Origin of the sequence: Aeromonas sp. s1(2024) (genome assembly GCF_040908005.1) — a bacterium.
GTDB lineage: Bacteria > Pseudomonadota > Gammaproteobacteria > Enterobacterales > Aeromonadaceae > Aeromonas > Aeromonas caviae.
In genome coordinates this window covers 1-25664 of record NZ_JBFOCW010000092.1, presented here as the reverse complement: position 1 = coordinate 25664, position 25664 = coordinate 1, and the positions used below count along the sequence as shown (strand labels likewise).

The window sequence follows — 25664 nt, the reverse complement described above, 5'->3', positions numbered from 1 at the left end:
CGCAATGAAGAAGAGGCCCTCAGGCCTCTTCTTTGCTCAACATGCCATCCCCTGAGGGCGAGTCGTCCCGGGGAGCCAGGGGATCCACCATGTAGATGCGATTCTTGCCGTCACCCTTGGCGCGATAGACCTCGGCATCGACCATGGTCAGCAGGCTCCTGGCCCCAAGCCCGGGGGCACTCGCCACCAGGCCGCCGCTGAAGGTGATCCCAAGACCGGGTTCACGCCAGTGCAGAGAGGCCACCCCCATCCTGTACTGCTCCAGCAGCATCTGGCAGAAGTGGATATCCGGATTGGCGAACAGCACCACCAGCTCTTCCCCGCCATAGCGGCATACCCAGCCATGATCCCCCAGCAGCTTGGCGCCAAAGCTGGCCACCCGCTTGAGCACCACGTCCCCGGTCTGGTGACCATAGGTGTCATTGATCCGCTTGAAACCGTCCAGATCGATCATGGCCAGGCAGAAGCTGTCCTGATCGAGCAGCAGCCGATTCAACCGCTCGTCGAAGAAGCGCCGGTTGTAAAGGCCGGTCAGCTTGTCGAGGTTCGCCTGCTGGCGCACCTCGTGATAATCCTTGCTCACCTCCGCCAGCTCGGCATAGACGTGCCTGAGCTCGCGCATCCCCCCCTGGTGCACCTCGTCAGGCTGGGTCCGGCTGGCCCGGATCACGGTGGAGATCTCGTCCAGCATCCGCCTGAAATAACGGGACCAGATCAGTGCCAGCACCATGTAGAGCACGCTGGCCAGCACGATGATCCCGAGCACGTTGAGGGAGGCGCTCGCCACCACCGCCTGGATGCTGGAGGCGGGCAACACGCTGATCAGCACCCAGTTGTGGTCAGGCAGGCGGCTGTAGGCCACGAACTGGCGAGACGCCTGATCCAGGAAGATGCCGTCCTCCCCGCTGAAGCGGGAGAGCCAGGTCGGGTGGGTCATGGGCTTGAGCAGTTGCGAGGGATCGGGGTGGGCCAACACCTTGCCCGACTGGTTGACGATCATCTGGTAGCCGCTGTTCCACTGCCGGTTCAGCTGGGCGGAGAAGGGGGCCAGGATGGCATCCACCGCGAAGACCCCCCGCACCTTGCCCTCCTTGTCGGTGATGGCCCGCGCCAGGGCGATCACCAGCGTGCCGTTGGTGTAGTCGTAGTAGGGTTCGGTCCAGACCATCTTGCCCACATGCTGGCTGGCCAGCTGATACCAGGGGCGCACCCTAGGATCGAAGTCCGCATCCGCCTGCCATTCGGGGTAGATCAGCATCTGGCGCTCGGCGGTGCCCACATAGATGTAGATGAGATCCGCCATCACCCCCTTGTAGAGACGCCACTCCCTGAGATAGGAGTCGGTGTTGCGCAGACGGGGGCCACTGATGTCCTCCACCTTGACCTGGTCGTAGATGAGGGAGAACTGACGCTCCATCTCGTTCAGGTAGGGTTCGATGAAGACGTGGCGCAACTGGTGATTGGTGGCGAGCAGGCGCTGTTGCAGCTCTCGCTGCAGGCTGCGCTCCATGTGCAAGTAGTAGATGGCGCCCAGCATCAGGACGGGAATGAAGAGCAGAAGCAGGCCCAGGCGCATCCGTGCCACCAGGGACCAGGTCTTTTTGGAGACTGCTCGCTTATCCAACCCTGACTCCATGCTATCCCCTGACATCGTGTAGTGTCAGAATATCAGCCCCACCTGATGGCGTCCAAACGGAAGCGCATCAGGTGGCCAACGAGAAGGAACTGGCCTGGATGTTGAAACCGGAACTGCTGACTGCCCTCCATTACTGCGCCGTGATCACCCTGACCGGTGCCATCACCTCGGAGTATTTCCTGTTCCGGCGCGGCATGTCCATCGAGCAGGTGCGCAAGCTGCTGCTGGCTGACAGCCTGGCCGCCCTGGCCCTGCTGCTCATCTTCATCACGGGAGTGCTGCTGGTGGTCGCCCATCCCCAGCCACCGGCCATCCTGTTTGCCAATCCGGGTTACCGCACCAAGCTGCTGATGTTCTTCGCCATGGCCATCAGCTTTGGCTACCCCAGCCGGCTGTTCCACCACTGGCGCCGATCCTTGCGCCAGGGACGGGCTCCCCTTGTCTCCACCCAGCAGCAGTTCTGGGTGATCTGGATCCTTAGGGGCAACCTGCTGCTGCTCGCCCTGCTGCCCCTGCTCGCCAAGCTGGCCAGCCGCTGATCCTGCCCTCGCCCGGCAACAAATGGCTGACGACAAACGCCCCTTCTCGCAGGTATCGTAATGGCGGGGCCCGAGTGCCGCCGAGACTCTTTCTCAGGGATGATTCCGTATGCGTTCAAACATGATGTTATTGATGGCCGCCGCCATCTGGGGGCTGGGCTTCGTCGCCCAGCGTCTGGGGATGGATCACATGGGGCCCTTCACCTTCAACGGCCTGCGCTTCCTGCTGGGCGCCCTCTCCCTGCTGCCGCTCTTGTGGTGGCTCAAGTCACGCCAGCCGCCCCAGCCTGCCGGTGATCACCGCCTGCTGCTGACCGGGGGCCTCATCGCCGGCACCGTGCTCTTCTCCGCCGCCTCCCTGCAACAGGTGGGGCTGCTCTACACCACGGCCGCCAAGGCGGGCTTCATCACCGGCCTCTACATCATACTGGTCCCCGTCATCGGCCTGGCCCTGCGCCACAAGACCGGGGCCAACACCTGGGTAGGCGCCCTCATCGCCATGGCCGGGCTCTATTACCTCAGCGTCACCGAGGAGTTCACCATCGGCTACGGCGATCTGCTGCAAGTGATCGGGGCCCTGTTCTGGGCCGTGCATCTGCTGGTGCTGGATCACTACTCGAACCGGGTCGCCCCCATTCGTCTTGCCGGGGTGCAGTTCGTGGTGTGCGGCCTGCTCAGCCTGGCCACGGCCTTCATCATCGAGACCCCGACGGCGAGTGGTGCCGTCGCGGGCTGGCAGGCGCTGCTCTACGCCGGTCTGGTCTCGGTCGGCATCGGCTATACCCTGCAGGTGGTGGGGCAGCGCGGTGCCCATCCGGCCCACGCCGCCATCATCCTCAGCCTGGAGACGGTGTTCGCCGCCATCGGCGGTGTCCTGCTGCTGGGGGAACATCTGGACGAACGGGCCGTGGTCGGCTGCGCCCTGATGCTGGCGGGGATGCTCATCTCCCAGATCCGCCTGCGCTGGTGGTGGAAGTCCCGCCGCAACAAGGTGCCCAGCCAGTCCTGATATCTGCGGTGGTCATGGACCCCAAATAAAACGAGGCGCCCTTGGGTGCCTCGTTTTATTGCCGCCTGCCTAGCGCACGCTGGAGCAGAAGCTCACGTCATCGCGCAGGGGGTCATTGCTCACGCTGTGATAGAGCTCGAAGCAGGGGCCGTCCCCAAAGGCGAGCCCGGCCGCGACGATATCGCCGATGTGCTCCTGCCAGCGCTCCCCGTACTGGCTGCGATCCGTGATGAGGTAGCGGGACTGGGCGTAGCGTCCGGCGGGGATGTGCTGGATCTCCACCTCTCCCGAGCCCTGGGTCCCCACCGGTACGCTGATGCCGATGTCGGTGCGGCACTGGGCCGGCGGCGTCACCTCGGGGTTGTCGTGGTAGATGAAGATCCACTCTCCCCCTTCCAGGCCACGGGGCGCGGCCCACTGGTGAAGGCGATGGCAGACGGCGTCATACCCTTCGCCATAGGGGCCGGTCACGCGGATATAGGCCAGGGTGCGGGCGTCCATCTCGACGGTGTTCATGGTGTTGCTCCTTGCTGATGAGTGGCCTTCAGCATAAGGGAGTGCCCCTTGCCATGCGTGTCCTTCCTTGCGATCCAGGTGTCCGTTCTTGCCCTTGTCGCGGCGAAACGCCCCCGGGGTGCAACCATAGTGGCGACGAAACGCCTTGGCGAAGGCCTGGGAGCTGCCAAGCCCCGCCCCCAGGGCGATGGCGGTGACGCTGGCATCGGTGTAGCAGAGCTGCCAGGCCGCCCGCTGCATCCGCAGGCGGCGGCACATCTCGCCAGGGGCCTCCCCCACCACGGCGGTGAACACCCGGTGGAAGTGGTAGAGGGAGAGGCAGGCGCGACTCGCCAGCGCCTCGATGGAGAGATCCGGATCCTGCTCCAGTGCCCGCAGCACCGGCGTCAGGCGCTCGCGATAGTCGATCATCGGCGCACCCTGGCCATGTAGAGGGCATCCACCAGCACCCCATGACGCAGGCCGTAATCCCGGGCAACGCCCTCCTCCACGAAGCCCGCCTTGCGATAGAGGGCCAGGGCCGCCTGGTTGTCGGCCCAGACCGTCAGCTCCACCCGCGTCAAGCCGAGCCAGTTGTCCGCCAGATCCAGCGCAGCCTGCATCAGGGCGGTGCCCACCCCGCGCCCGGCCCAGTCATCGTGTACCGCCATGCCGATGCTCGCCACGTGGCGGCGGCGGGGGGCCGGCTCCACCATCAGGACCAGCGCGCCCGCCACCTCCCCCTCCCACTCCGCCAGCAGGCTGTAGATGCCATCCCGCGGGGTCAGCTTCTGCTCCCACTGCTGCAGGGAGGGGAAGGGAAGTTGCAGGGTGCCCGCCTGGGCATGGGGCATGGCGTGAAGATCCCGCAGGGCGGCGGCATCTTCCGGCCCGGCGCGGCGAATGGTGATGGACATGAGACCTCCTGATTGGCTGAATCCCATCTTGCCGCAAGGCTGGCGTCTGTTTCCACCCCCATCAGCGAAACCAATCAAAGGGTTAGGCACACTCCATTGGAGCCGCTCCCCCACTTCACCTAGTCTGGCGACTCATCACAAGGAGACCCGCCATGACCGACAAGACCCTGCGCAGCGCCAACGGCGCCCCCGTCGTCGACAACAACAACAGCCTCACCGCCGGCCCCCGCGGCCCCGTCCTGATGCAAGACATCTGGTTGATGGAGAAACTCGCCCACTTCGACCGCGAGCGCATTCCCGAGCGGGTGGTGCACGCCAAGGGCTCGGGCGCCTACGGCACCTTCACCGTGACTCACGACATCAGCGCCTTCAGCAAGGCCGACCTGTTCAACGCCGTCGGCAAGCAGACCCCGGTGTTCCTGCGCTTCTCCACCGTGGCCGGCGAGAAGGGCGCCGCCGACGCAGAGCGCGACGTGCGCGGCTTCGCCCTCAAGTTCTACACCGAGCAGGGCAACTGGGATCTGGTGGGCAACAACACCCCGGTGTTCTTCATCCGCGATCCCCTGAAATTCCCTGACTTCATCCACACCCAGAAGCGGGATCCCCGCACCAACCTGCGCAGCGCCACCGCCGCCTGGGACTTCTGGTCCCGCCACCCGGAATCCCTGCACCAGGTCACCATCCTCTTCAGCGATCGCGGCATTCCCAGGAGCCTGCGGGAGATGAACGGCTACGGCAGCCACACCTTCAGCTTCATCAACGACGCGAACGAGCGCTTCTGGGTCAAGTTCCACTTCAAGACCGAGCAGGGCCACCGCTTCTACACCGATGAAGAGGCGGCCACCGCCGTCGGTCAGGACAGAGAGACCAGCCAGGCAGATCTGTTCAACGCCATCGAGCGGGGGGACTTCCCGCGCTGGAAGGTCTATGTGCAGGTGATGCCAGAGGCCGAGGCCCAGACCTACTCGATCCACCCGTTCGACCTCACCAAGGTGTGGCCCCACAAGGACTACCCGCTCATCCCGGTCGGCGTGCTGGAACTCAACCAGAACCCGGACAACTACTTCGCCCACGTGGAGCAGGCCGCCTTCACCCCGGCCAACGTGGTGCCCGGCATCGGCTTCTCGCCGGATCGCATGTTGCAGGGGCGGCTCTTCTCCTACGGTGACACCCAGCGCTACCGTCTCGGCGTCAACCACGGCCTGCTGCCGGTCAACGCCCCGCGCTGCCCGTTCCACCACGGTGCCCACCGCGACGGCGCCATGCGGGCCGACAGCAACGGTGGCGCCAGCCCCAACTACCAGCCAAACCGCTTCGGCACCCAGCAGCCGAGCGAGCAGCACGAACCGGCCCTGAGTCTGGAAGGGGCTGCCCTGCACTACGATTTTCGTGACTACGACAGCGACTACTACAGCCAGCCGGGGGATCTCTTCCGCCTGATGGACGAGGGGCAGCGTGCCCGCCTCGCCGCCAACCTGGCCCGCTCCCTCATCAATGTGGAGGATGACGCCATCGTCGCGGCCCAGCTCAGGCACTTCGAGCAGGCCGACCCCGAGTACGCCAAGCGGGTCGAGCTGGCCCTCGCCGCCCTGCAACGCTGAGTCGCAGGCAGCCAACCTCTGCAAAAGCAAAACGGGGGCCTGATGGCCCCCGTTCTCGCATGACGGTCTTTGCTGAATGAAGGGGTTGTACCGCCAGCTCACGGCGGCAACGACGTTGAGCACTGGCAGCGCGGCACCATTATCCACCTGTGGTAATCAACCTGTCTGTGGTAATGCACTTCTAGTCAGCAATAAAAACGGAGCCCGAGGCTCCGTTCTTCCATGTCGTATCCATCCCGGACACTGCGCCCTCGCGCGCTTCCCTCCTTTGCCAACAAGGGTTTGTACCGCCAGCTTACGACGGCAACGACGTTGTGCACTGGCAGAACGGCATCATTGTCCACCTGTGGTAATAAACCTGCCTGCGGTAATGCACGTTTAGTCACCAATAAAAACGGAGCCCGAGGCTCCGTTTTTCAATGCGGTATCAATCCCGGACGGAACGCGCTTCGCGCTCTTCCCGTCCCCTTGCCAACAAGGGTTTGTACCGCCAGCTCACGGCGGCAACGACGTTGTGCACTGACAGAGCGGCACCATTGTCCACCTGTGGTAATAAACCTGCCTGCGATAATGCTCTTTTAGTCACCAATAAAAACGGAGCCCGAGGCTCCGTTGTTCAATGCGGTATCAATCCCGGACGGAACGCGCTTCGCGCTCTTCCCGCTCCCTTGCCAACAAGGGTTGGTACCGCCAGCTCACGACGGCAACGACGTTGTGCACTGGCAGAGCGGCACCATTGTCCACCTGTGGTAATAAACCTGCCTGCGGTAATACACGTTTAGTCACCAATAAAAACGGAGCCCGAGGCTCCGTTGTTCAATGCGGTATCAATCCCGGACGGAACGCGCTTCGCGCTCTTCCCGCTCCCTTGCCAACAAGCGTTTGTACCACCAGCTACTGCGACGACGTTGTGCATTGGAAGAGCGACGAGCCATTGCTTAGATCCCAGTCAAGAGAAGAAAGAGCCGCATTATGCGATAGAGATCACGCCCGTGTCTGTAGCTGGATCAAGAAAAGGCTCACTGGCCCACCCGGATCGTCCGCTGGTTGCCCTCCGGTTCACCACTCTGTGACGGCGTCGTCACCTCTCGCCAGATCAGGGGACCATTGGTCTCCATCGCCTGTTGCGGCGCGCACTCCAGCCAGAGCTCCCCCTGCTGGATACGGGCCCCCTGGGAGTATTTCTGATCCTGATACCAGCACACCCGCTCGGGCAGCGAACCAAGGGGCAGCACCAGCTCGGTGCCCACCGAGTGGCTGAGGGTGTTGGACGCCGGGGCGGCCAACGCGGGGAAGAGCCAGCCAAGGGCCAGCAGACAACCTGCACAACGGATCATGGGAATTCCTGTCACGGGGGTGTGAAAGTGTAGAGCGACCAGCAGAGCCCTCGACTTGACCAATAAATGTCGGCTCATCTGGCATTCCGGAAGCAATATGATAGCCTGCCTGCGCCCGCAAAGGCCTGTCAGGGTTCTGCCGTGGGCCCCCACCGGCATCGCCGGGATGCGGTAATGAATAACCCTTAATAATCAGATAATTAACTGGATATGTTGTCAATGCGTATCATGCCGTTGCTCAAGGCTGCCTGCCTGAGCCTGATGTTGTCCGCCTGTGTCGCCCCCCTGCTGATGATGAGCCCCACCAGCCAGCTGATGTGGGCCCTGCTCAAGCCGCTGGTCGGTTTCGATCCGAACGAGGCCAACCTGTTCGAGCAGCCGCTGATCAAGGACAGAATGACCGCCATGCTGGGGCCCAACTACGAGAGCACCATGCAGCTGCTCAAGACCGCCGACGAGCTGCAACAGGAGGGGCCGCTCTTTTACGTGGTCTCCCGCTACGCCCCGGTGCCGGACGTAGCCAAGCAGGCCGGCATGGTCTGGAACGCCGACACCAACCAGCTCGCCGTCATGGTGCAAAAAGGTGACGGGGCGACCCAGGTCTTCGGGGAAAACCTGACGGCCGCAACCCCGACCTGGCCCAGCGCCATGCAGGGCTGGCAGTCCCAGGCCACCCCGGCCGCCACGGCCCTGACCGGTGCCGGTCAGGGGCTCACGGGCGCTGGCAGTTCTCTGCTGGGCACCATGATGGGGGGCCTGCAACAGAGCGCCAGCAAGGCCCTGTCCGACTCCACCAGACAGGTGATCGGCAGTGCCGCCACCACGGCGCAGCAACAAGCGACCAAGGCGGCGAGCGACTCGGCCAAACAGGCCGCCAGCAGCGCAGCGACCATCAGTGCCGCCACCACGGCGCAGCAGCAAACCGCCAAGGCGGTGAGCGACAGCGCCAAGCAGGCCGCCAGCAGTGCCGCCGCCATCAGTGCCGCAACCACGGCGCAGCAGCAAGCCGAAAAGGCGGTGAGCGACACCGCCAAACAGGCCGCCAGCAGCGCAGCGACCATCAGTGCTGCAACCACAGCGCAGCAACAAGCCGCCAAGGCGGTAAGTGACAGCGCCAAGCAGGCTGCCAGCAGTGCCGCCGCCATCAGTGCCGCCACCACGGCGCAGCAGCAAGCCGCCAAGGCGGTGAGCGACACCGTCAAACAGGCCGTCAGCAGTGCCGAAACCACGGCGCAGCAACAAGCCACCAAGGCGGTAAACGACAGCGCCAAGCAGGCCGTCAGCAGCGCCGCAACCACGGCGCAGCAACAAGCCGCCAAGGCGGTGAGTGACAGCGCCAAGCAGGCCGTCAGCAGCGCAGCGACCATCAGTGCCGCCACCACGGCGCAGCAGCAAGCCGCCAAGGCGGTGAGCGACAGCGCCAAGCAGGCCGCCAGCAGTGCCACAACCACGGCGAAGCAACAAGCCGCCAGCAGCGCAGCGACCATCAGTGCCGCGACCAGTGCACAGCAGCAAGCGGCCAAGGCGGTGCAGCAACAGGGCGAGAAGCTGGAAGCGACTTCCGGCACCCTGAGCGATCAGGCCAGGGCGGATGCCGAAGCGGAGCTGGAAAAACTGCTTAACTGACTTTTTTAAGCGTCATGCCACCATAAAAACAGGCCATCACATGATGGCCTGTTGTTTATCTGACCCGTAGCAGGGGAAGATCAGAAATGGCGGTCCTGCTCGGTGGGCTTGGCACCCTTCTCTTCGCTGTGCTCGATGGCGGTGCGGATAAGGTCGACGCCGGCCCGGATGATCAGCACCCCCATGTTGACCAGCTTGACGCAGACCCACATGAAAGTGATGAGCAGGATCAGCTTGAGCACCGTCTGGAATGCCTCCAGGAAGTTCTGCTCCAGCTGGGCGGTGAGCCCGTTGGCGCTGCTCATCAGCCAGGTGTACACCTCGCGCACGAAGGGGATCCGGCTCGGCATCTCCAGCACGTCCAGCGCCGCAGGCAGGGCCTGGAAGATGACGATGCTGCCAAACAGTATCAGGATGACGCCGATGGCAATCCCCAGAAAGAAACCGAACTGTCGCATGAAGAGCCCCACAATGTAGTGAATGAGAAGAACAATAGCCGCCAATACTAGGGACTGCCCGCGCAGACGGCAATCCTTGCGTCCCCGACAGGGTCGGTGCCCCCTGCAAGCCATTGCCCGGCCGTCTGATTTCTGTGACCCTTGTCCCCACTCCTTGCCCCTGGGTGTCATCATGTTTCGAGTCGTCTTCTGCCTGCTGCTGTTGCTGGGCGGTGCCCTGCCCGCCTCCCGCGCCGAATCCCCTCCCTCTGCGGCCGCCTGCGTGATCCGCCACCAGCAAGGGATCCTGCTGGTGCAGGACAGGCTCTCCTCGCGCTACAGCCTGAGCGGCGGCTACATCGACAGGGGGGAGACCCCGGAGCAGGCGGCCCTGCGCGAGCTGTTCGAGGAGACCGGCCTGCAGGGTCGCGTCACCGGCGAGCTGGGGCGCTGGCAACGGGCCAGGGTGTTCGCCTGCCAGACCCTGGAACCCCTGCGGGTCCAGCGAGGGACGGGGTTTGTCTCCCTGCTCCAGGCCCCGGATCTCGGTGGCGAGATCCTGAACGCCAGGCTGATCGCGGCCGCCGACCTGCCCCTTGACCAGCGTCGCTTCCCGGCGCAGCTCGACTGGATAGCCCCGAAGCTGGCCGAGGTGCCCGAGAGCCAGGTGCTGTGGGTGACGGATTTCAGCGACGCGGCCAGTGAGCTGCACCGCGCCGAGCTGCCGCTGATCCAGCGCCTGCAACAATGGCTAGGGCCGGATGCGCTCTGGCCAAGGGCGGGCAATCTGCTGGGCTCGGCCCCCTTCCAGCTGGCGCTGCTGCCCTTGCTGCTGCCCCTGCTCGGCTGGTCCAGACTGCGCCACCTGCTGTTTGCCATGGTGCTGCTCACCCTGGTGGTGAACCTGCTCAAGGCGGGCATTGGCTGGCCCAGGCCCTTCCACCTGCAACCCGAGCTGGCCCGCCAGAGTGCCCAGGGCTTCGGCATGCCGAGCGGCCACGCCGCTTCGACCCTGCTCTACTGGGGCCTGCTGTTTGGCTGGCTGCCGGCGCTGCGGGCCTGGCAGGGGGTCCTGCTGGCCCTGTTGCTGGCCGGCGTGGCCGGGCTGGCCCGGGTCTGGCTGGGGGTCCACTTCCTCTCGGATGTGGTGGCCGGCCTTGCTCTGGGGGCCCTGCTGCTGGCACTGCGCGCCACGCTGGCGAAGCTGGCGGCGCGCCCACTCCCCTGGGCCGGGGTGCTCATCGCCAGCGCCCTCTCGGCCTGGCTCACCCAGTCCACCGCCCTGGCCGGGCTTGCCATGTTCACCCTGGGGCTGGTATCGGGTAATCTGCTATCACTCGAACGGAGCCCCACCCCCGCCCTGCCCGCCGCGCTGCTGACCCTGGCAGGGGGACTGGTCGTGGCAGGGCTCCTGTTCCTGGTGCCCGCGCTCACCAGCAGCTCTCTGCTGATCCTCGCGGGACAAGGGTGGCTCTTTGGCTGCCTGGGGTTCTGGCTCAGCGCCGGGCTCTGGTGGTCGTTGTCCGCTATCCGTCACGGTGCCCGAACCGGGCGCTCAACCCCTCGTTAAGGGAATGCCATGAATATGAAAAAAGTGGATTTGGCCAAGATCACCCTGGGCTTGCTGTTCCTCAGCCTGCTCATCATCTCGTGCTTCATGGTCTTGCGCCCCTTCCTGCCCGCCCTGGTGTGGTCGACCATGATCACCATCGCCACCTGGCCCCTGATGCAGATGGCCCAGCGCCTGCTGTGGGGCAAGCGCACCCTGGCGGCGTTGCTGATGACCAGCATCTTGCTGCTCATCTTCGTCATTCCCCTCTTCATGACGCTGGCCAACGTGGCGGAGAAGGCCCCCATGCTCATCGAGCTGGGCACCGAGCTCAGCCAATCCCCGCCCCCCGAGCTGCTCTGGTTGCAGCAAGTGCCCCTGGTGGGCGACAAGCTCTATGAGTTCTGGCAGCAGATCCTCGCGAGCGGCGGCCAGGTGCTGTTCACCAAGCTGGCCCCCTACTTCGGCCAGACCGCCCGCTGGCTGGCGGCCCAGGCGGGCAACCTCGGCCTGCTGTTCGTCCACTTCCTGCTGACCGTGGCCATCTGCGGCCTGCTCTACCACTCGGGGGAGAAGGCCGCAGAAGGCATTCGCCGCTTCGCCCACCGTCTGGCGGGCCAGCGCGGTGACAATGCGGTGGTGCTCGCCTCCCAGGCCATCCGCGCCGTCGCCATGGGGGTGGTGGTGACCGCCCTGGTGCAATCCTCGGTGGCGGGCCTGGGCCTGCTCATCGCCGGCATTCCCTATGTCATGGTGCTGGTGGTGCTGATGTTCCTGCTGATCGTCGCCCAGATAGGCCCCTTCCCGGTGCTGCTGGCCAGCGTCGGCTACCTCTACTGGAGCGGAGACACCACCTGGGGCACCTTCCTGCTGGTCTGGTCCCTGCTGGCGGGCACCATGGACAACTTCCTGCGCCCCTTCCTGATCAAGCGCGGGGCCGACCTGCCGCTGATCCTCATTCTGGTGGGGGTCATCGGCGGCCTGCTGGCGCTGGGGATCATCGGTCTCTTCATCGGCCCCGTGGTGTTGGCGGTGGGCTACACCCTGCTGGATGCCTGGATCAAGGAAGATGACCAACCGGCAACCGCTCTGGTGGAGCCGTCCAAGGCGCCGTGACGATTCATTCATCCCCGATGCAAAGAGCCGCCCCAGGGCGGCTCTTTTGTTTATTACCGTCCCATGTTGGTTCGATTAGCGAAGCGTAATCGGACGATCGAGATGCCGCTGTCCGGTGTGTCCATGAATCAGCGGCATCTGTCAGCAGGGAAATATGGATGGCTGTTATAGCGGGAGAATTGATTTACGCGAACGTCCGATTACGCCTTATGGCTAATCGAACCAACGGCCGGTCGCGGCCTTTAGAACCAAAGTTCGAACCGGAACGCCAAAACACGAACCAGGGTTCGAATCACTCCTTCCCCTCCCCTGTTCCCTGCCGAAGGCGCCCGCCACAATGCCTGCACCATTGGAGGAGAACACAAGATGAACGAACTGAGAGCAACACGGGCCCTCATCAGCGGCGGCGCCAGCGGCATCGGACTGGCCATCGCCGAGGCCCTGGCCAGCCAGGGGGTGGAGCTGATCCTGGCTTCCCGCCGCCTGGGGCTGCTGGAGCAGGAAGCGGCCAGACTGGAGGCGCGATACGGGGTGCGAGTCATGGCACTGGCGCTGGATGTGTGCGACGGCGATCAGGTGCGGGACGGCCATGCCCGGATCCGGGAGCGGCTCGGCCCCGTCGATCTGCTCATCAACAACAGCGGGGTCGGCAGCGACCACCTGGTGCAGGATCTGCCGGAATCGGAGTGGGACAGGGTGATGGATACCTGTGCCAAGGGCACCTTCCTGCTGACCCGGGCCTGCCTGCCGGACATGCTGGCAAACCGCCACGGCACCGTCATCAACATCGCCTCCCAGGCCGCCAGGCACGGCTATGCCAGGGCCAGCGTCTACTGCGCCGCCAAGTTTGCGGTGCTGGGGTTCGCCCGGGCACTGCGGGAAGAAGTGCAGCATCAAGGCATCCGGGTCCACACCCTCTGTCCCGGACTGGTGCAGGTGCCGCCCCCGGCCTGCCCGGGCGATCGCAAGCCCGGCTGGCTGCAGGTGGAGGATCTGGCCGAGGCCGTGCTCTACACCCTGCGCCAACCCGCTCACGTCCAGCTCGACGAGATCGGCATGACGGGGATCTGAGCGAGGCGCCATGGAACGCCAGCAAGGACAAGGGGCGCCGAGGCGCCCCTTGTCCTGCGTCACACCGCCAGAGGCGGCCTGCGCGTAAGATCAGGCAGGTTGATGGAGGGTGATGCAGTGGATGCCGCCGCCCCCGGCCGCCACCGGGTCTATGTCTATCTGCACTATCTTGCGCCCCGGATAGAGGCGGGCCAGCAGATCCCGGCAATGACGGTCGGCCCTGGCATCCCCGAACTGGGGAGCGATGACGGCGCCGTTGATGGGCAGGTAGTTGATGTAACCGGCGGCAAAGTCCGGGCTGCGGCTGAACTTGTTGTCCCGCCCGCCCAGGGGCGGCGGCAGCTGATGCAGCTCCAGCTTGTTGCCGTCGGCGTCCGTCGCCTGCTGCAGGATGGCGAGGTGCTGGCGGGTCACCTTGTAGTCGTAGGAGTCGGGATCGTTGTCCATGTTGATCACCACCACCCCGGGGCGCACGAAGCGGGCGTAGAAGTCCACGTGGGCATCCGTGATGTCACGGCCCTTGATCCCCGGCAGCCAGATGATCTTGCGCAGCCCCAGGTTGGCCTTGAGCTCCGCCTCCACCTGCGCCTTGGTGAGGCCGGGGTTGCGGTTGCTGTTGATCCAGCTGCTCTCGGTCATGATGGCGGTGCCGTTGCCATCCACCTCGATGCCGCCCCCCTCACCGATGAGCTCGCTCTGCAGGTAATAGGCATCGGTCTGCCGGCCCACCAGGGCGGCGACCCTGGCGTCATGGCTGTGCTCCTGCTTGTCACCCCAGCCGTTGAAGTTGAAGTCCACCAGCCCGAGCCCTCCCTGCTCGTCCTGCACGAAGACGCCGCCGGTATCCCGCAGCCAGATGTCATCCATCTCGGCGTGGACGAAGTGGGTGTTGCGCTCGCCGCACAACTGGCGCGCCAGCGCCTCGTCATCCTCATGGCAGAGCACGTTGACCCGGGTGTAGGGCACCATGGCCTGCACCAGCCGCCCTATGGTGGCCTGCACCTCCTTGTAGTGGCGACCCCAGATCTCGCTGGTGGCCCCGAAGGCCACCCACACCAGGGCCTGGGGGGAGGACTCCTCCGGCATGTGGTAGCGAGCGGCGGCGCCGGGTTCGCCGGCGGCGAAGGCCGCGCGGGCACCGGGCAGACTGCCAAACCCGGCAATGGCGCCAAGGGCAACCAGCTGTTTCAATACGTGGCGTCGGGAAAACATCGTTCTACTCCTGGGTTCAGAGGCTGCTCTTGAAGCGAGTCCAGGCTCGCATGCGGGCACGCATCTGGGATTGTGCTATATCCTGACCCGGAATGAGCCGCTGGTAGCTGGCCTCGTCCAGGTAGATATCCGGGTTGGCCGTCATGGTGGCATCCACCATGGGTCTGGCCTTGGCACTGGCAGTCGGATAACCGGTGCTGTTGGTGATGGCCGCCATGTTGGCCGGGCGCATCACGAAGTTGATAAAGGCATAGGCATAGTCAGGATGGGGGGCATCCGCCGGGATCGCCATGGTGTCCATCCAGATGGTGCTCCCCTCCTTCGGCAATCGGTATTCGAAGTCGGCCCGCTTGCCCGCCTCGGCGGCGGTGCGCCTGGCCTGGGTCATGTCGCCGCTGTAGCCCAGGGAGAGGCAGAGATCCCCGTTCACCAGCTGAGTCACCGGCTGGGACTGGAACTTGCGGATATAGGGCTTGATCCCCTTGAGCAGGGCCAGGGCCGCCTCCAGATCGTCCGCCTTGCCGCTGCGGGGATCCCGCCCAAGATAGTGCAGCACCACCGCCAGCACCTCGTCCGGGGAGTCGATGACCGAGATGCCGCAATCTGCAAATTTCGCCGCCAGCTCGGGCTTGAACAGCATGTCCAGGCTGCTGACCGGGGCATCCGGCATCCGCTGCTTGATAGCGTCCGCATTGTAAGTGAGCCCTATGGTGCCCCAGGTGTAGGGCACCACGGCCTCCTTCGCATGGGGGTAGGCCTGCTGCAGCCGCGCCAGGCCGGGGTCTATGTCCCCCAGGTGTTGCAGCTTGCCCTTGTCGAGGGGCTGCAGGCTGCCCGCCCGCATCAGCCGCTCCGCCACCGTGTCCCCCGGGAAGATGAGGTCATACCCGCTGCGACCCGCCATCAGCTTGGCCTCCAGGGTCTCGCTGCTGTCCATCACGTCGTAGATGACCCGGATCCCGGTCTCCCGGGTGAACTCGCTCAGGGTATCGGGGGCGAAATAATCGGACCAGTTGTAGAGGCGCAGCACCTTCTCCTCTGTCGCCTCCCCCGTCCCTTCTGCGGCCTGGGCCCCCAGACCCAGCAGCAGGGCCAGTGCCGTGGCTATCTTGGTGAGTGGGCTCATGATGGACGCCCTCCCCGATGGCTCTGCCCATCCAGGCTCAGCAAGGCGCCATACATCTCGGGGCGGCGATCTCGATAGATGCCCCAGGTCAGCCGCTCCTCGGCCATGGCGGCGAGATCCAGCTCCCGCACCAGCACGCCCGGGGTATCCCTGTCCGCCTCGGCCAGCAGGGCCCCCTTGTGATCCGTGATGAAGGAGGAGCCATAGAAGCGCATCTGCAACGCGGGATCCCGGGTCGCCACCTCGCGTCCGATGCGGTTGGCGGCGATCACCGGCATGATGTTGGCGGCGGCGTGGCCGCGCTGGGTCAGTTGCCAGTGATCCCGGGAATCGAGCCCCTCTGCCCCCGGCTCCGAGCCGATGGCGGTGGGATAGAGCAGCAGCTCGGCCCCCTGCAGCGCCATGGCGCGGGCCGCCTCCGGGAACCACTGATCCCAGCAGATGCCGACCCCGATGCGGCCGGCGGCCGTGTCCCAGACCCGAAACCCCGTGTCCCCCGGGCTGAAGTACTCCTTCTCCTGATAGCCGATGGCGTTCGGGATATGGGTCTTGCGATAGACCCCGAGCAGCCGGCCATCCTCATCGGCCACCGCCAGGGAGTTGAAGCAGGCGTTGCCGGCACGTTCGAACCAGCTGATGGGCAGCACCACCCCCAGTTCCCGCGCCAGGGCCGAGAAGCGGCGCAACACCCGGCTCTGTTCGAACGACTCCGCCAGCGCCAGATGGCCGTGGTATTGCTCGATGCAGAAATAGGGGGTGGCGAAGAGCTCCTGCAACAGCACCAGGTTGGCCCCCCTGGCGGCGGCGTCCCGTACCAGGCTCTCCGCTGTGTCCAGATTGCGCTCCAGCTCCCAGCTGCAAGCGAATTGTGTGGTGGCGACGACGATCTTGCTCATCCGGATACCCTCCCTGACACGCGTTCCCCCTGACAGGCAAACTGCATGGTTGCGACGACCTTGTTCATGAATCTCTCCTCCCTGATCCCGTCATGAGGCCTCGCAGACGCCTGACGAGGCCGCTCCAAACGCTTACCCCTGCACCGGCCAGGCCGGCTGCTGCTGGGTGATGCAGTGAATGCCGCCCCCGCCGTGGGCCAACTGGTTGATGCGCACCGGCACCAGCTGCCTGTTCGGGAAGGCGCGCCTCAGCACTTCCCCAGCCGCCTCGTCCGCGCCTACGCCGTAGGCGGGCATGATGATGGCGCCGTTGGCGATGTAGAAGTTGGTGTAGGAGGCGCAGAACACCTCCGCCTCGGCGTCCACCGCCTCGCTCGCCTCGAACAGCTCGAGGCACTCGAAGGAGCGACCTCTCGCATCGGTGGCCAGGGCCAGGGCTCGGCGGTTCTCCCGCACCACGCGGCCATAGGTGGAGTGCCCGTCCAGGGTGGCGTCCACCAGCAGGTGGCCGGGGCGGCTGAAGGCGCAGACCCCGTCCACATGACCGTCCGTCATGTCGCCGGTGACGTGGTCCGGGTCCCCCGGCAGCCAGATAGTCTTCTCGATGCCGAGCAGGCGGCTGAAGATCCGTTCGATCTCCACTTTGGTCATGCCGGGGTTGCGGTTGCTGTTGAGCAGCACCGACTCCGTGGTGATCAGGGTGCCCTCCTCATCCACATGGATGGCGCCCCCTTCGTTGGCGAGGAAGCTGCCGATGCACTCCAGCTCCAGGCTGTTGAGAACGCGCCGCGCCAGCCCCTCATCCAGACCGTGGGCCGACTTGCCGCCCCAGGCGTTGAAACGCCAGCTGATCCCGGCGGTGCCAAGCTCGGGATGGCAGATGAAGGTGGGGCCGGAGTCACGGCACCAGCTGTCATCCACCGGCAGGGGAATGAAGCGCACCCCGTCGCCGCACAGGGCGCGAGCCTCCGCCTGTGCGGCGGGATCCACCACCAGGTTCACCGGTTCGAAGCGGGCGATGGCATTGACCACCCGGGCGAAGTCCTGCTGGACCTGGGACAGGGTTACGCCCCAGCCGTTTTCCCACAGCGCCTTGTTGTGCGGCCAGACCATCCAGGTCGCCGCGTGCCGGCACCACTCCGCTGGCATGAACCAGCCCACAGCCCTCATTCCCTGCTCGCGCATCTCAGCCTCTCTGATTAGGTACTATTAAGGTTATTGACGATGGGAATAGACTATTCTCCCCGTTGATGGGTAACAAACGATCGATTTTCGATAAAAGTGATAAGCGGAGCTAATCAATGATGTTCAAACACTGGCCCCCTCTCAACGTGCTGCGCGGCTTCGAGGCGGCGGCCAGGCTCGGCAGCTTTCATCAGGCGGCCCAGGAGCTGCACCTCACCCAATCTGCCATCAGTCAGCAGATCCGCTCGCTGGAGGAGCTGCTTGGCCAGCCTCTGTTTCACCGCCAGGGACGTTCCGTCGCCCTGACCGACGCGGGCCAGGATCTGCTGGAGACGACCCAGCAGGTACTGCTGCAACTGGCGGTGGGAATACAGCGCCTCGAGCAGTACCGCAAGCCGAACCAGCTGGTGCTCAACACCAGCACCGCCATCGCCCGCCTCTGGCTGCTGCCCCGGCTGGCCGACCTTCACCGCAAGCATCCGGGCATCGATCTCTGGCTGTTCACCAGCGACGACACGCCGAACATGGCCGAGCAGACCATCGACATTTCGCTGCGCTGGGGGCTGGCTCCCCAGGCGGAATGCCGCCATCAGCCGCTGCTGGCGGATCGGCTGCTGCCGGTGGCGAGCCCGGCCGTGCTGGCACAGCCCGCGCAGGAGCGCACCACCCTGCACGGGGAGCGGGAGATGGACTGGCACCACTGGACCCTCAAGGGCGGCGACGATCTGCACCTGCAGACCCAGGGGCTCAACTTTTCCGATCCCGGCTTGTTGCAGGATGCGGCCAGCGCCGGGCTCGGGGTGGCGCTGGCGAGCGAGCTGCTCTCTCGCGACGCACGCCGACAGGGGTGGCTGCTGCCCCTCTCGTCCCACCGGGTGGCCGGGCCGAACTGGAACATGCTGATCCATCAGGAGAGCGAAGGCAGTCCCCAGTGCCGGGCGGTGAGCCAATGGCTCCAGCAGCAGTTTGCTGCAGAGGCTGCCACCCGGGGCAAGGACGCGACACTCTGAGAGCGGTCACTGAATCGGGGCGGCAAGGGTGATTAAATGGCCTCTTCCCTTTTGCCGGATATCGCCGTGACCATGCCATCCGTCCCCCAGCCCCTCTCGTCCTGGCCCGAGCACCTGCAGGCCTCCTGGCTGCGCTGTGCCCACCAGACCAGCGCGTCCCTCTGGCATCCTCCCCACTGCGCCAGAGGGCAGACCCTGGAGAGCCTGCGCCAGCGCAAACGGGACCTGCTCACCACCGGCGAGATGGCGCTGGAGGATCTCTACGAGTTCATGGAGGGGCGCCCCTGCGTCCTGCTGCTCACAGACGAGAGCGGTTGCCTGCTGGCCCGGACCGGCCACCCCGATACCCTGCAGGCGCTGGCGGCACTCGGTTTTGGCCCAGGCGCGTTTTTCAGCGAGGGACGCATCGGCACCAATGCCGTCAACCTTGCGGCCCTGGAGGGGGTGCCGCTCTGCGTCAGCGGCCCCCAGCACTTCAACCAGCGTCTCCACCCCTGGCACTGCTGTGCCAGCCCCGTCTACAACAGCACCGGTCGCCAGGTGGCGATCGTGGCCCTGATCTGCCGGGTGGAAGAGGCCGCGCCGGGGGATCTCGCGCTCACCGTCAGCGCCGGCCGTGAGCTGGCCAATCTGCTGCAGATGGAGCGCCTGATGCAGGAGTCCCAGCACCATTTGAGCGAGCTCTATGCCCTGCTGGATGGCATGGAAGACGGCGTGCTGGCCTGGGATCCCCAGGGGCGGCTGCGCTACCTCAACGCCCTGGCGGCCAGTCGGCTGCAACTCGACCCGGATGTCTGCCTGGGTCAGCCCCTCGATCACCATCTGCTGTTGCCCCAGCGCCTGCGTCTGGCCATCGCGGAGATGACCCCCCTGAGCCATGTGGAGGTGACGCTGGAGCGGCGGGAGACCCGTGGCGAGGCCTTCATCGACGCCCTGGTGAGCCTCAAGCCCCTCCCGGGACCGGACGGGGTCAGCTTCATCGTCCTGCTCCATCCCACCGATCGATTGCGCGCCATTCATCAACTGCGCCAGACGGTGCCCGAGCTCTCCGCCCTGGTGGGGGAGTCGAGCGCCATGCGCAAACTGCTTCGCCACGCCCGCCAGGCGGCCAGGGGACAGGGCCCCGTCCTGCTGCGAGGGGAAGAGGAGGTGGGCAAGGCCCAACTGGCGGAGGCCATCCACTTTGGCAGCGAGCGAGCCGCCGGCCCCCTGGTCATCTTCAACTGCCAGGCATGGCCGAGGGAGCGGATGGCGCTGGAACTCATGGGGTCCGACGAGGCGGGGCAGGAGCGGGCCGGCAAGTTCGAGCTGGCTCACGGTGGCACCCTGGTGCTGGAGCAGGTGGAGTGCCTGCCCGCCCCCATGCAGGCCGCCCTGCTGCAACTGCTCAAGACGGGGCGCATCCAGCGCTTCGACTCCGCCCGCATCCTGCCCCTCAGGGTGAGGATCATCGCGACCAGCAGCGCCCCGCTGGAGCAGCGGGTGCAGGAGGGGGGATTCGGTCGCCAGCTGCTCTATGCGCTGCAAGGGTGCGAACTCTGGCTGCCGAGCCTGCGGGAGCGCAGCGCCGATCTGCCCGGCCTCATCCGCCAGCACCTGGCGGTGCAGGGGGGCGAGCCGGGGCGCCAGTTCACCCCTGACGCCCTCGACTGCCTGCTGGCCTACCCCTGGCCCGGCAACCTGGGGGAGCTGCGCAGCGCCATCGAGTATGCCCTGCTGCATTGCAGTGAGGCACAGATCCCGCCCCGGGCGCTCCCGGCCGCCATCCGCCAGGGTCATTGCCTGCTGGCGAACGAGGTGGTGGGACAGCCGCTGCTCACCCTGGCGGAGCTGGAGCATCAGGCGATCCTGCGGGCCGCCCGTGCCAGCAAGGGCCAGGTCAGCCAGATGGCGCGCCAGCTCGGGATCAGCCGCACCACCCTCTGGCGGCGACTCAAACTGCTCGACATCGATCCCGCCGACTACCACCACTGACCAGAACGCCCCTCAAAAAAAGCGGGCCCCGTCGTGACGGGGCCCGGATGGGGGAATGTTTCAGTCGCCGAAGCGATCCTGCGCCAGTTGCTGGAAGCAGCTCAGCGCCGCCCCGGCATCCTCCCCTCGCGCCAGCAGGATGAGCCTGTCCCCCTGGCGCACATCGAGCATGGCGAGCCGGCTCAGGCTGCGGGGATTCGCCTCTTTCTCCCCCTTTTGCAGCCTGAGTTCAGCGGCAAAGGGCTTGAGTGCCGCGACCAGCCGGGCGGCGGGGCGCACATGCAGGCCGTGGGGGTTATCGACCACCACCTCGCAGCGCAACCAGCCGTCGTCGGCAACGGGGGCTGCCTCCGTGGTGGCCTGCGCCGCACTGGCAGGCAGCATTCCTTGTTTCGGGCCCAGGGCGCCAAGCGCCTCGGCGGCTACCTCGTCCAGCGTCAGGCCTGCGCCAGCGGCCACCACGGCGGCCAGAGTGCCCTCGACCAGCGGGGCGGGGCTGAGCCGCACCCGGGCGCTCAGCTCGGGGGGCAGCAGCTCGAGGGCGGTCTCGGCGCTCAGCAGGGCGCTGCCCAAGTCCATCAGCACCAGTACCCCGCTGCCGTCATCCGCCTCTTCCATCGCACTCATCACGGCGATGGCGTCGGTGCCGATGGGATGGGCGGGGTCATCGACCCCGGCCGCCAGCAACAGTTTCGCCGGGCTGCCGAGCTGATCGGCCAGGGCTTTCAAACCGGCCGCAAGCATGGCGCTGTGAGAGACCACTACGATGCCGATCATGTCACAACCTCGCTCTGTCACGCAGGGCGGTCAGCAGCAGCAGGGTCGAGGTGGCCCCCGCATCCTGATGGCCGATGCTGCGCTCACCAAGATAGCTGGCGCGCCCCTTGCGAGCCTGCATCTGGATGGTGGCCTCGGTGCCGGCTGCGGCGGCAGCCACCGCCTTGTCCAGCGCCTCGGGGAGCGGCAGGCCCTGTTGTTCCGCCTGCTGCAGGGCGGCCAGAGCGGGCCACCAGGCATCGCACATGGTCTTGTCACCCGGCTCGGCACGGCCGCGGGAGACGATCCCCTCCACCCCGTCGCTCAGCATCTTGCCGAGCTGGCCGAGGGTCAGGCTCTGGCAGGCATCGCTGCTGGCCGCCGCCCGGATGAAGAAGGTGCCGTAGAGGGGTCCGCTGGCGCCGCCGACCGAGGAGAGCAACGTCATGCCGGTAGTTTTGAGCACCAGGCCGATGTCCTTGTCCGCCACCGCGGGCAGCTTCTCCGCCACCTTGGCAAAGCCGCGCTGCATGTTGAGGCCGTGGTCGCCGTCGCCGATGTCGGTATCCAGCGCCGTGAGGTAGTCACGCTGCTCGGTGAAGATGTGCTCGCAGTCGAGCAGCCAGTTGACGATCTGATGCTTGCTTAACATGAATATTCCTCAGCAGCCGCGCCGCAGGGCCGGGGTGTGAACGGGGGCATCCCACAGGGTCATCAGCTCGTCATCCACCTTGAGCAGGGTGATGGAGATGCCGGTCATGTCGAGGGAGGTACAGTAGGGGCCGATGAGGTTGCGCACCAGATGAATGCCCGCCTCTTCGCACAGGGTGGCGAGGCGACCATAGACGCCGTAGAGCTCGGAGATGGGGGTGCCGCCGAGGCTATTGACCAGGACGATGACCCGGTCACCCCCATTGAGCGACTCGATAAAGGTGTGCTCTTCCTGCCAGCTGCCGGTGGTTCTGTCCCAGTGGCGCAGGGTGCGGCCATAAGGGCTGTTGTCGGTCAGCTCCTTGAACATGTCGTCCACCAGGGCGTTGAGGTCGGTGAAGGGACGGCGCTCGATACCGGGTTCGCCGTGAATGCCCACGCCGAACTCCACCTCGTTGTCCGCCAGGGTGAAGGAGGGTTTGCCGGCAGCAGGCACGGTGCAGGCGTGCATGGCCACGCCTATGGTGCGGCTCTGGTTGTTGATGCGGCGGGCCAGCGCCTCACAGCGCGCCAGATCGTAGCCCGACTCGGTGGCGGCACCGACCAGCTTCTCGCACAACACTGTCGTGGCAACCCCGCGGCGGCCAGCGGTGTAGAGGCTGTCCTTCACCGCCACGTCGTCATCGATGAGGGCGAAGCCCACCTTGACCCCGTCACCGTGCAGCAGCTCGACCGCGGTCTCGAAGTTGAGCACGTCGCCGGTGTAGTTCTTCACCAGAAACAGCACGCCGGCGCCGCCGTCGACGGCCTGACCGCACTCGTACATCTGATCCGGGGTCGGGGACGTGAAGATCTCGCCGGGGCAGGCACCATCCAGCATTCCTTTACCCACCAGGCCACCGTGCATGGGCTCGTGGCCGCTGCCGCCACCGGAGACCAGCGCCACCTTGCCCGTCACGGGGGAATCGGCGCGGGTGATGTAGTGGGGTTCGATTCGCACCTTGAGCTCGGGGTGGGCAGCGGCCATCCCCATCAGTTGTTCACGGACCACGGCATCGACAGCATTGATCAGCTTCTTCATGGCTCACTCCTTGGCTTGCCACCATACGGGTGGACAGATGGTTGATGCAGCCAGTCTAGCGAGCCATAGGGGGATAAAAATGACAGGGATTTCGGTTCGGATCTGAAACAACAAACGAAGCCTGACGTTTCAATCTGAAACGAGCGGATGGGGAAGATCCGGGAAAGTGTTAGCCGCCTCACAGCCATGAAAAAGGGCCCCGCAGGGCCCTTCTCGATAGCGTGAGGATTAGATGGCCCAGCCACCGGCGTAGAAGATCACCAGGGCCACGGCGATGATGACGGTGCCGATGTTGAGCTTCTTCCACTCGGCGGCAAACAGGCGGCCGACCACCAGGGCCACGAAGCCTAACATGATGCCGGTGACGATGTTGCAGGTGAGCACGATGAAGACGGCGCACAGCATGCCGGAGAGGGCATCGACCGAGTCGTTGAAGTCCAGCTTGGTGACGTTGCCCAGCATCAGCAGGCCCACATACATCAGGGCCGGTGCGGTGGCGTAGGCCGGTACCAGATAGCTCAGCGGGGAGAGGAAGATCATCAGCAGGAAGAGCACGCCGACCAGGGTGGCGGTCAGACCTGTCTTGCCGCCGGCAGCTGTCCCTGCGGCGGATTCGATGTAGACGGCTGCCGGAGCACCACCTACCACGCCCGCCACCATGCTGCTGACGGAGTCCGCAGTCAGGGCCTTGCCACCGCTGATGATGTGACCACGCTCGTTGATGAGGCCAGCCTGACCAGCCACGGCACGGATGGTGCCGGTGGCGTCAAACACGGCGGTCATCACCAGCGCCAACACGGTCGGAATCACCACCGGATTGAGGGCGCCCAGCAGATCCATGCTGCCCACCAGGGAGCCATTCTCGCCACTCAGGCTCGGCATGGCGAAGAAGCCCTGCCAGGTCACTTTCGGATCGAAGATGAGGCCGAGGATGGAGATGGCGATGATCACCATCAGGATACCGCCCGGCACCTTGCGGCGCTCCAGGCCGAAGATGGCAGCCAGACCCAGCACCGTCATGATGACCGGGAAGGCAGTGATCTCGCCGAGCTGCACCGGCAGGCCAGCCCCTTCATTCTTGATCACCATGCCGACCCCGTTGGTGGCGATCAGCAGCAGGAACAAGCCGATACCGATGCCGGTACCGTGGGCGATGCCGGAGGGAAGGTTGTCCAGGATCCACTGGCGCACGCCGGTGACGCTGATCAGGGTGAACAGCACCCCCATCAGGAAGATGGCGCCCAGCGCGACCGGAATGCTCAGCCCCTGACCCAGCACCAGGCTGAAGGCGGTAAAGGCGGTGAGAGAGATGGCACAACCGATGGCCATCGGCAGCTTGGCCCAGAGCCCCATCAGCAGGGAGCCGAAGGCGGCGATCAGACAGGTCGCCACAAACACCGGGCCCTGCTCAAAACCGGCTGCGCCCAGCATGTTCGGCACGACGATGATGCTGTAGACCATCGCCAGGAAGGTGGTCAACCCGGCCAGCAGCTCCTGTCGCACCGTGCTGCCACGCTGGCTGATGGAGAAATAGGAATCCAGAAACCCGCCATTGCCGGCGCGGGCCGTCGTTTGTTGCGTTGCCATAGTTCATCCTGAAAGTGTGAAGGAAATCGTTTGCTTTCTGGCGCGCAAAATAGCAAGAATTTGACGAGATTGCAGCGGATAAGCCCCCATTTCCCCGAAGTTTTTCATAAAAAGGCTCGTTGGAGGCCTCATTTTCCATGAGAGCGGCCCATCCCAAGCTTCTACACTCTTAGCTAGCCACGTTCCCATCTACCGGAGAGAAGCCCATGCACACAGGCAACCTGCTTGGCCGGATCCCCTCCCCCCTGCCCAGTGAAGTGTTCGCGGATCTGGTCAGTACCAACAATGTTCGTATCGAGCGCATTCTCTCCCAGGGGCAGCAGACCCCTACCGGAGAGTGGTTCGATCAGGATGAACACGAATGGGTATTGCTGGTGCAGGGAGAGGCCATCCTGGTCTTCATCACACCGGATACCGGGGTACAGGAACGCGTCCATCTGGGGCCGGGGGATTACATCAACATCCCGGCGCACCTTCAGCACCGGGTGGAGTGGACCCATCCGACCGAGACAACCGTCTGGCTCTGCGTCTATTACTAGCAAGCTCACGGCTCAAGAAGGCAATGCTTCTGCTGCGAAGATCGAAGAGGAGACCGTGGAGACTAAAAAAAGCCCAGTCTGTCGACTGGGCTTCTTGTTAGTGGCATAACGGACGCAGAGACGGACAAAGTCCGGCTCAAGCACAAAGGACAACAGAGCGGGATCGAGTTGTCAGTGGCAAGTCGCAGCCCTGGTGGTAGCCTCTTGTTCCCTGAGCCCTTATCCAGACGCCAGAAAGCAAAAAGGCCTTCCCGATAGGGAAGGCCTTTCAATTTAGTGGCGGAGCGGACGGGACTCGAACCCGCGACCCCCGG

At 65.1% G+C, this 25664-nt stretch carries 23 protein-coding genes; 10 read left to right on the top strand and 13 right to left on the bottom strand.

The genetic code is table 11. From position 1 onward, the window contains the following. Positions 1-19 precede the first annotated feature (19 nt). Positions 20-1624 carry a sensor domain-containing diguanylate cyclase gene (locus AB5Y70_RS21250; RefSeq protein ID WP_049636432.1) on the bottom strand — a complete coding sequence of 535 codons (1605 nt, stop codon included), beginning with the start codon at positions 1622-1624 and terminating at the stop codon, positions 20-22. 110 nt (positions 1625-1734) lie between these two features. Here AB5Y70_RS21250 and AB5Y70_RS21245 point away from each other — a divergent pair, with 110 nt between their 5' ends. Next, complete coding sequence (locus tag AB5Y70_RS21245) at positions 1735-2175, top strand: DUF2214 family protein (protein ID WP_029314852.1); 441 nt, start codon at positions 1735-1737, stop codon at positions 2173-2175. Between the two features lie 109 nt (positions 2176-2284). Continuing rightward, positions 2285-3184 (top strand): DMT family transporter, encoded by a 900-nt coding sequence (locus tag AB5Y70_RS21240; RefSeq protein WP_049636433.1) that lies wholly within the window; start codon positions 2285-2287, stop codon positions 3182-3184. Positions 3185-3253: 69 nt separating this feature from the next. Here the strand turns inward: AB5Y70_RS21240 and AB5Y70_RS21235 are convergent, their stop codons facing one another. Further along, positions 3254-4111 carry a GyrI-like domain-containing protein gene (locus AB5Y70_RS21235; RefSeq protein ID WP_049636434.1) on the bottom strand — a complete coding sequence of 286 codons (858 nt, stop codon included), beginning with the start codon at positions 4109-4111 and terminating at the stop codon, positions 3254-3256. After that, complete coding sequence (locus AB5Y70_RS21230; protein ID WP_010675925.1) at positions 4108-4596, bottom strand: GNAT family N-acetyltransferase; 489 nt, start codon at positions 4594-4596, stop codon at positions 4108-4110. The genes AB5Y70_RS21235 and AB5Y70_RS21230 overlap by 4 nt, the downstream gene beginning before the upstream one ends. A gap of 152 nt (positions 4597-4748) precedes the next feature. On the opposite strand from AB5Y70_RS21230, the gene AB5Y70_RS21225 reads away from it, so the two are divergent. Then, positions 4749-6197 (top strand): catalase, encoded by a 1449-nt coding sequence (locus AB5Y70_RS21225; RefSeq protein WP_039040138.1) that lies wholly within the window; start codon positions 4749-4751, stop codon positions 6195-6197. Positions 6198-7216: 1019 nt separating this feature from the next. Here the strand turns inward: AB5Y70_RS21225 and AB5Y70_RS21220 are convergent. Next, entirely contained in the window at positions 7217-7534 is a 318-nt protein-coding gene (locus AB5Y70_RS21220) for a DUF1496 domain-containing protein (protein WP_039040821.1), read from the bottom strand. Positions 7535-7753: 219 nt separating this feature from the next. Here AB5Y70_RS21220 and AB5Y70_RS21215 point away from each other — a divergent pair, with 219 nt between their 5' ends. Further along, complete coding sequence (locus tag AB5Y70_RS21215; RefSeq protein ID WP_049636435.1) at positions 7754-9160, top strand: hypothetical protein; 1407 nt, start codon at positions 7754-7756, stop codon at positions 9158-9160. Between the two features lie 80 nt (positions 9161-9240). On the opposite strand, the gene AB5Y70_RS21210 is transcribed toward AB5Y70_RS21215, so the two are convergent. Further along, positions 9241-9618 (bottom strand): hypothetical protein, encoded by a 378-nt coding sequence (locus tag AB5Y70_RS21210; RefSeq protein ID WP_010675931.1) that lies wholly within the window; start codon positions 9616-9618, stop codon positions 9241-9243. A gap of 172 nt (positions 9619-9790) precedes the next feature. On the opposite strand from AB5Y70_RS21210, the gene AB5Y70_RS21205 reads away from it, so the two are divergent. The 3 genes from AB5Y70_RS21205 to AB5Y70_RS21195 all read left to right on the top strand — a co-directional run bounded on the left by AB5Y70_RS21205 (position 9791) and on the right by AB5Y70_RS21195 (position 13333). Then, complete coding sequence (locus AB5Y70_RS21205; RefSeq protein ID WP_043155006.1) at positions 9791-11167, top strand: phosphatase PAP2 family protein; 1377 nt, start codon at positions 9791-9793, stop codon at positions 11165-11167. A gap of 9 nt (positions 11168-11176) precedes the next feature. Next, on the top strand, positions 11177-12262 hold the full coding sequence (ydiK, locus tag AB5Y70_RS21200) for an AI-2E family transporter YdiK (protein ID WP_043155010.1): 1086 nt from the start codon (positions 11177-11179) through the stop codon (positions 12260-12262). Between the two features lie 366 nt (positions 12263-12628). Then, positions 12629-13333, top strand: a complete 705-nt coding sequence (locus tag AB5Y70_RS21195; RefSeq protein ID WP_042016491.1) for an SDR family oxidoreductase — start codon at positions 12629-12631, stop codon at positions 13331-13333. Between the two features lie 90 nt (positions 13334-13423). Here the strand turns inward: AB5Y70_RS21195 and AB5Y70_RS21190 are convergent, their stop codons facing one another. The 4 genes from AB5Y70_RS21190 to AB5Y70_RS21175 form a co-directional block, all read right to left on the bottom strand. Beyond that, positions 13424-14545, bottom strand: coding sequence for an agmatine/peptidylarginine deiminase (locus AB5Y70_RS21190; protein WP_043155014.1), 1122 nt, complete (start codon positions 14543-14545; stop codon positions 13424-13426). Between the two features lie 16 nt (positions 14546-14561). Beyond that, on the bottom strand, positions 14562-15671 hold the full coding sequence (locus tag AB5Y70_RS21185) for an extracellular solute-binding protein (protein ID WP_043155016.1): 1110 nt from the start codon (positions 15669-15671) through the stop codon (positions 14562-14564). Beyond that, positions 15668-16567: an N-carbamoylputrescine amidase gene (gene aguB / locus AB5Y70_RS21180; protein WP_043155018.1), complete on the bottom strand. Its 900-nt coding sequence runs from the start codon at positions 16565-16567 to the stop codon at positions 15668-15670. Before aguB ends, AB5Y70_RS21185 begins: the two co-directional genes overlap by 4 nt. Before the next feature lie 132 nt (positions 16568-16699). Further along, on the bottom strand, positions 16700-17752 hold the full coding sequence (locus tag AB5Y70_RS21175) for an agmatine/peptidylarginine deiminase (RefSeq protein WP_043155020.1): 1053 nt from the start codon (positions 17750-17752) through the stop codon (positions 16700-16702). 116 nt (positions 17753-17868) lie between these two features. Between AB5Y70_RS21175 and AB5Y70_RS21170 the strand changes: the two genes are divergently transcribed. Continuing rightward, entirely contained in the window at positions 17869-18762 is an 894-nt protein-coding gene (locus tag AB5Y70_RS21170) for a LysR family transcriptional regulator (RefSeq protein ID WP_043155023.1), read from the top strand. 72 nt (positions 18763-18834) lie between these two features. After that, positions 18835-20736 (top strand): dihydroxyacetone kinase operon transcriptional regulator DhaR, encoded by a 1902-nt coding sequence (gene dhaR / locus AB5Y70_RS21165; protein WP_043155037.1) that lies wholly within the window; start codon positions 18835-18837, stop codon positions 20734-20736. A 60-nt stretch (positions 20737-20796) separates the two neighbouring features. Here dhaR and dhaM read toward each other — a convergent pair whose 3' ends face one another. The 4 genes from dhaM to AB5Y70_RS21145 all read right to left on the bottom strand — a co-directional run bounded on the left by dhaM (position 20797) and on the right by AB5Y70_RS21145 (position 24811). Next, on the bottom strand, positions 20797-21513 hold the full coding sequence (dhaM, locus tag AB5Y70_RS21160) for a dihydroxyacetone kinase phosphoryl donor subunit DhaM (RefSeq protein ID WP_043155025.1): 717 nt from the start codon (positions 21511-21513) through the stop codon (positions 20797-20799). A gap of 1 nt (position 21514) precedes the next feature. Then, the gene (dhaL, locus tag AB5Y70_RS21155; RefSeq protein ID WP_043155027.1) at positions 21515-22144 is read right to left on the bottom strand and encodes a dihydroxyacetone kinase subunit DhaL; all 630 of its coding nucleotides are present in this window, start codon (positions 22142-22144) and stop codon (positions 21515-21517) included. Positions 22145-22153: 9 nt separating this feature from the next. Further along, the gene (gene dhaK / locus AB5Y70_RS21150) at positions 22154-23224 is read right to left on the bottom strand and encodes a dihydroxyacetone kinase subunit DhaK (RefSeq protein WP_043155030.1); all 1071 of its coding nucleotides are present in this window, start codon (positions 23222-23224) and stop codon (positions 22154-22156) included. A 228-nt stretch (positions 23225-23452) separates the two neighbouring features. Beyond that, positions 23453-24811 (bottom strand): NCS2 family permease, encoded by a 1359-nt coding sequence (locus AB5Y70_RS21145; RefSeq protein WP_010675944.1) that lies wholly within the window; start codon positions 24809-24811, stop codon positions 23453-23455. Positions 24812-25017: 206 nt separating this feature from the next. Between AB5Y70_RS21145 and AB5Y70_RS21140 the strand changes: the two genes are divergently transcribed. Then, entirely contained in the window at positions 25018-25350 is a 333-nt protein-coding gene (locus AB5Y70_RS21140; RefSeq protein ID WP_043155034.1) for a cupin domain-containing protein, read from the top strand. The last annotated feature ends 314 nt before the right edge of the window (positions 25351-25664 follow it).

Bases quoted from the DNA above. Each gene is read 5' to 3' on its own strand.
- AB5Y70_RS21245 (WP_029314852.1), top strand. From the start codon at position 1,735: ATGTTGAAACCGGAACTGCTGACTGCCCTCCATTACTGCGCCGTGATC.
- AB5Y70_RS21240 (WP_049636433.1), top strand. From the start codon at position 2,285: ATGCGTTCAAACATGATGTTATTGATGGCCGCCGCCATCTGGGGGCTG.
- AB5Y70_RS21235 (WP_049636434.1), bottom strand. From the start codon at position 4,111: ATGATCGACTATCGCGAGCGCCTGACGCCGGTGCTGCGGGCACTGGAG.
- AB5Y70_RS21230 (WP_010675925.1), bottom strand. From the start codon at position 4,596: ATGTCCATCACCATTCGCCGCGCCGGGCCGGAAGATGCCGCCGCCCTG.
- AB5Y70_RS21225 (WP_039040138.1), top strand. From the start codon at position 4,749: ATGACCGACAAGACCCTGCGCAGCGCCAACGGCGCCCCCGTCGTCGAC.
- AB5Y70_RS21220 (WP_039040821.1), bottom strand. From the start codon at position 7,534: ATGATCCGTTGTGCAGGTTGTCTGCTGGCCCTTGGCTGGCTCTTCCCC.
- AB5Y70_RS21215 (WP_049636435.1), top strand. From the start codon at position 7,754: ATGCGTATCATGCCGTTGCTCAAGGCTGCCTGCCTGAGCCTGATGTTG.
- AB5Y70_RS21210 (WP_010675931.1), bottom strand. From the start codon at position 9,618: ATGCGACAGTTCGGTTTCTTTCTGGGGATTGCCATCGGCGTCATCCTG.
- AB5Y70_RS21205 (WP_043155006.1), top strand. From the start codon at position 9,791: ATGTTTCGAGTCGTCTTCTGCCTGCTGCTGTTGCTGGGCGGTGCCCTG.
- ydiK (WP_043155010.1), top strand. From the start codon at position 11,177: ATGAATATGAAAAAAGTGGATTTGGCCAAGATCACCCTGGGCTTGCTG.
- AB5Y70_RS21195 (WP_042016491.1), top strand. From the start codon at position 12,629: ATGAACGAACTGAGAGCAACACGGGCCCTCATCAGCGGCGGCGCCAGC.
- AB5Y70_RS21190 (WP_043155014.1), bottom strand. From the start codon at position 14,545: ATGTTTTCCCGACGCCACGTATTGAAACAGCTGGTTGCCCTTGGCGCC.
- AB5Y70_RS21185 (WP_043155016.1), bottom strand. From the start codon at position 15,671: ATGAGCCCACTCACCAAGATAGCCACGGCACTGGCCCTGCTGCTGGGT.
- aguB (WP_043155018.1), bottom strand. From the start codon at position 16,567: ATGAGCAAGATCGTCGTCGCCACCACACAATTCGCTTGCAGCTGGGAG.
- AB5Y70_RS21175 (WP_043155020.1), bottom strand. From the start codon at position 17,752: ATGCGCGAGCAGGGAATGAGGGCTGTGGGCTGGTTCATGCCAGCGGAG.
- AB5Y70_RS21170 (WP_043155023.1), top strand. From the start codon at position 17,869: ATGATGTTCAAACACTGGCCCCCTCTCAACGTGCTGCGCGGCTTCGAG.
- dhaR (WP_043155037.1), top strand. From the start codon at position 18,835: ATGCCATCCGTCCCCCAGCCCCTCTCGTCCTGGCCCGAGCACCTGCAG.
- dhaM (WP_043155025.1), bottom strand. From the start codon at position 21,513: ATGATCGGCATCGTAGTGGTCTCTCACAGCGCCATGCTTGCGGCCGGT.
- dhaL (WP_043155027.1), bottom strand. From the start codon at position 22,144: ATGTTAAGCAAGCATCAGATCGTCAACTGGCTGCTCGACTGCGAGCAC.
- dhaK (WP_043155030.1), bottom strand. From the start codon at position 23,224: ATGAAGAAGCTGATCAATGCTGTCGATGCCGTGGTCCGTGAACAACTG.
- AB5Y70_RS21145 (WP_010675944.1), bottom strand. From the start codon at position 24,811: ATGGCAACGCAACAAACGACGGCCCGCGCCGGCAATGGCGGGTTTCTG.
- AB5Y70_RS21140 (WP_043155034.1), top strand. From the start codon at position 25,018: ATGCACACAGGCAACCTGCTTGGCCGGATCCCCTCCCCCCTGCCCAGT.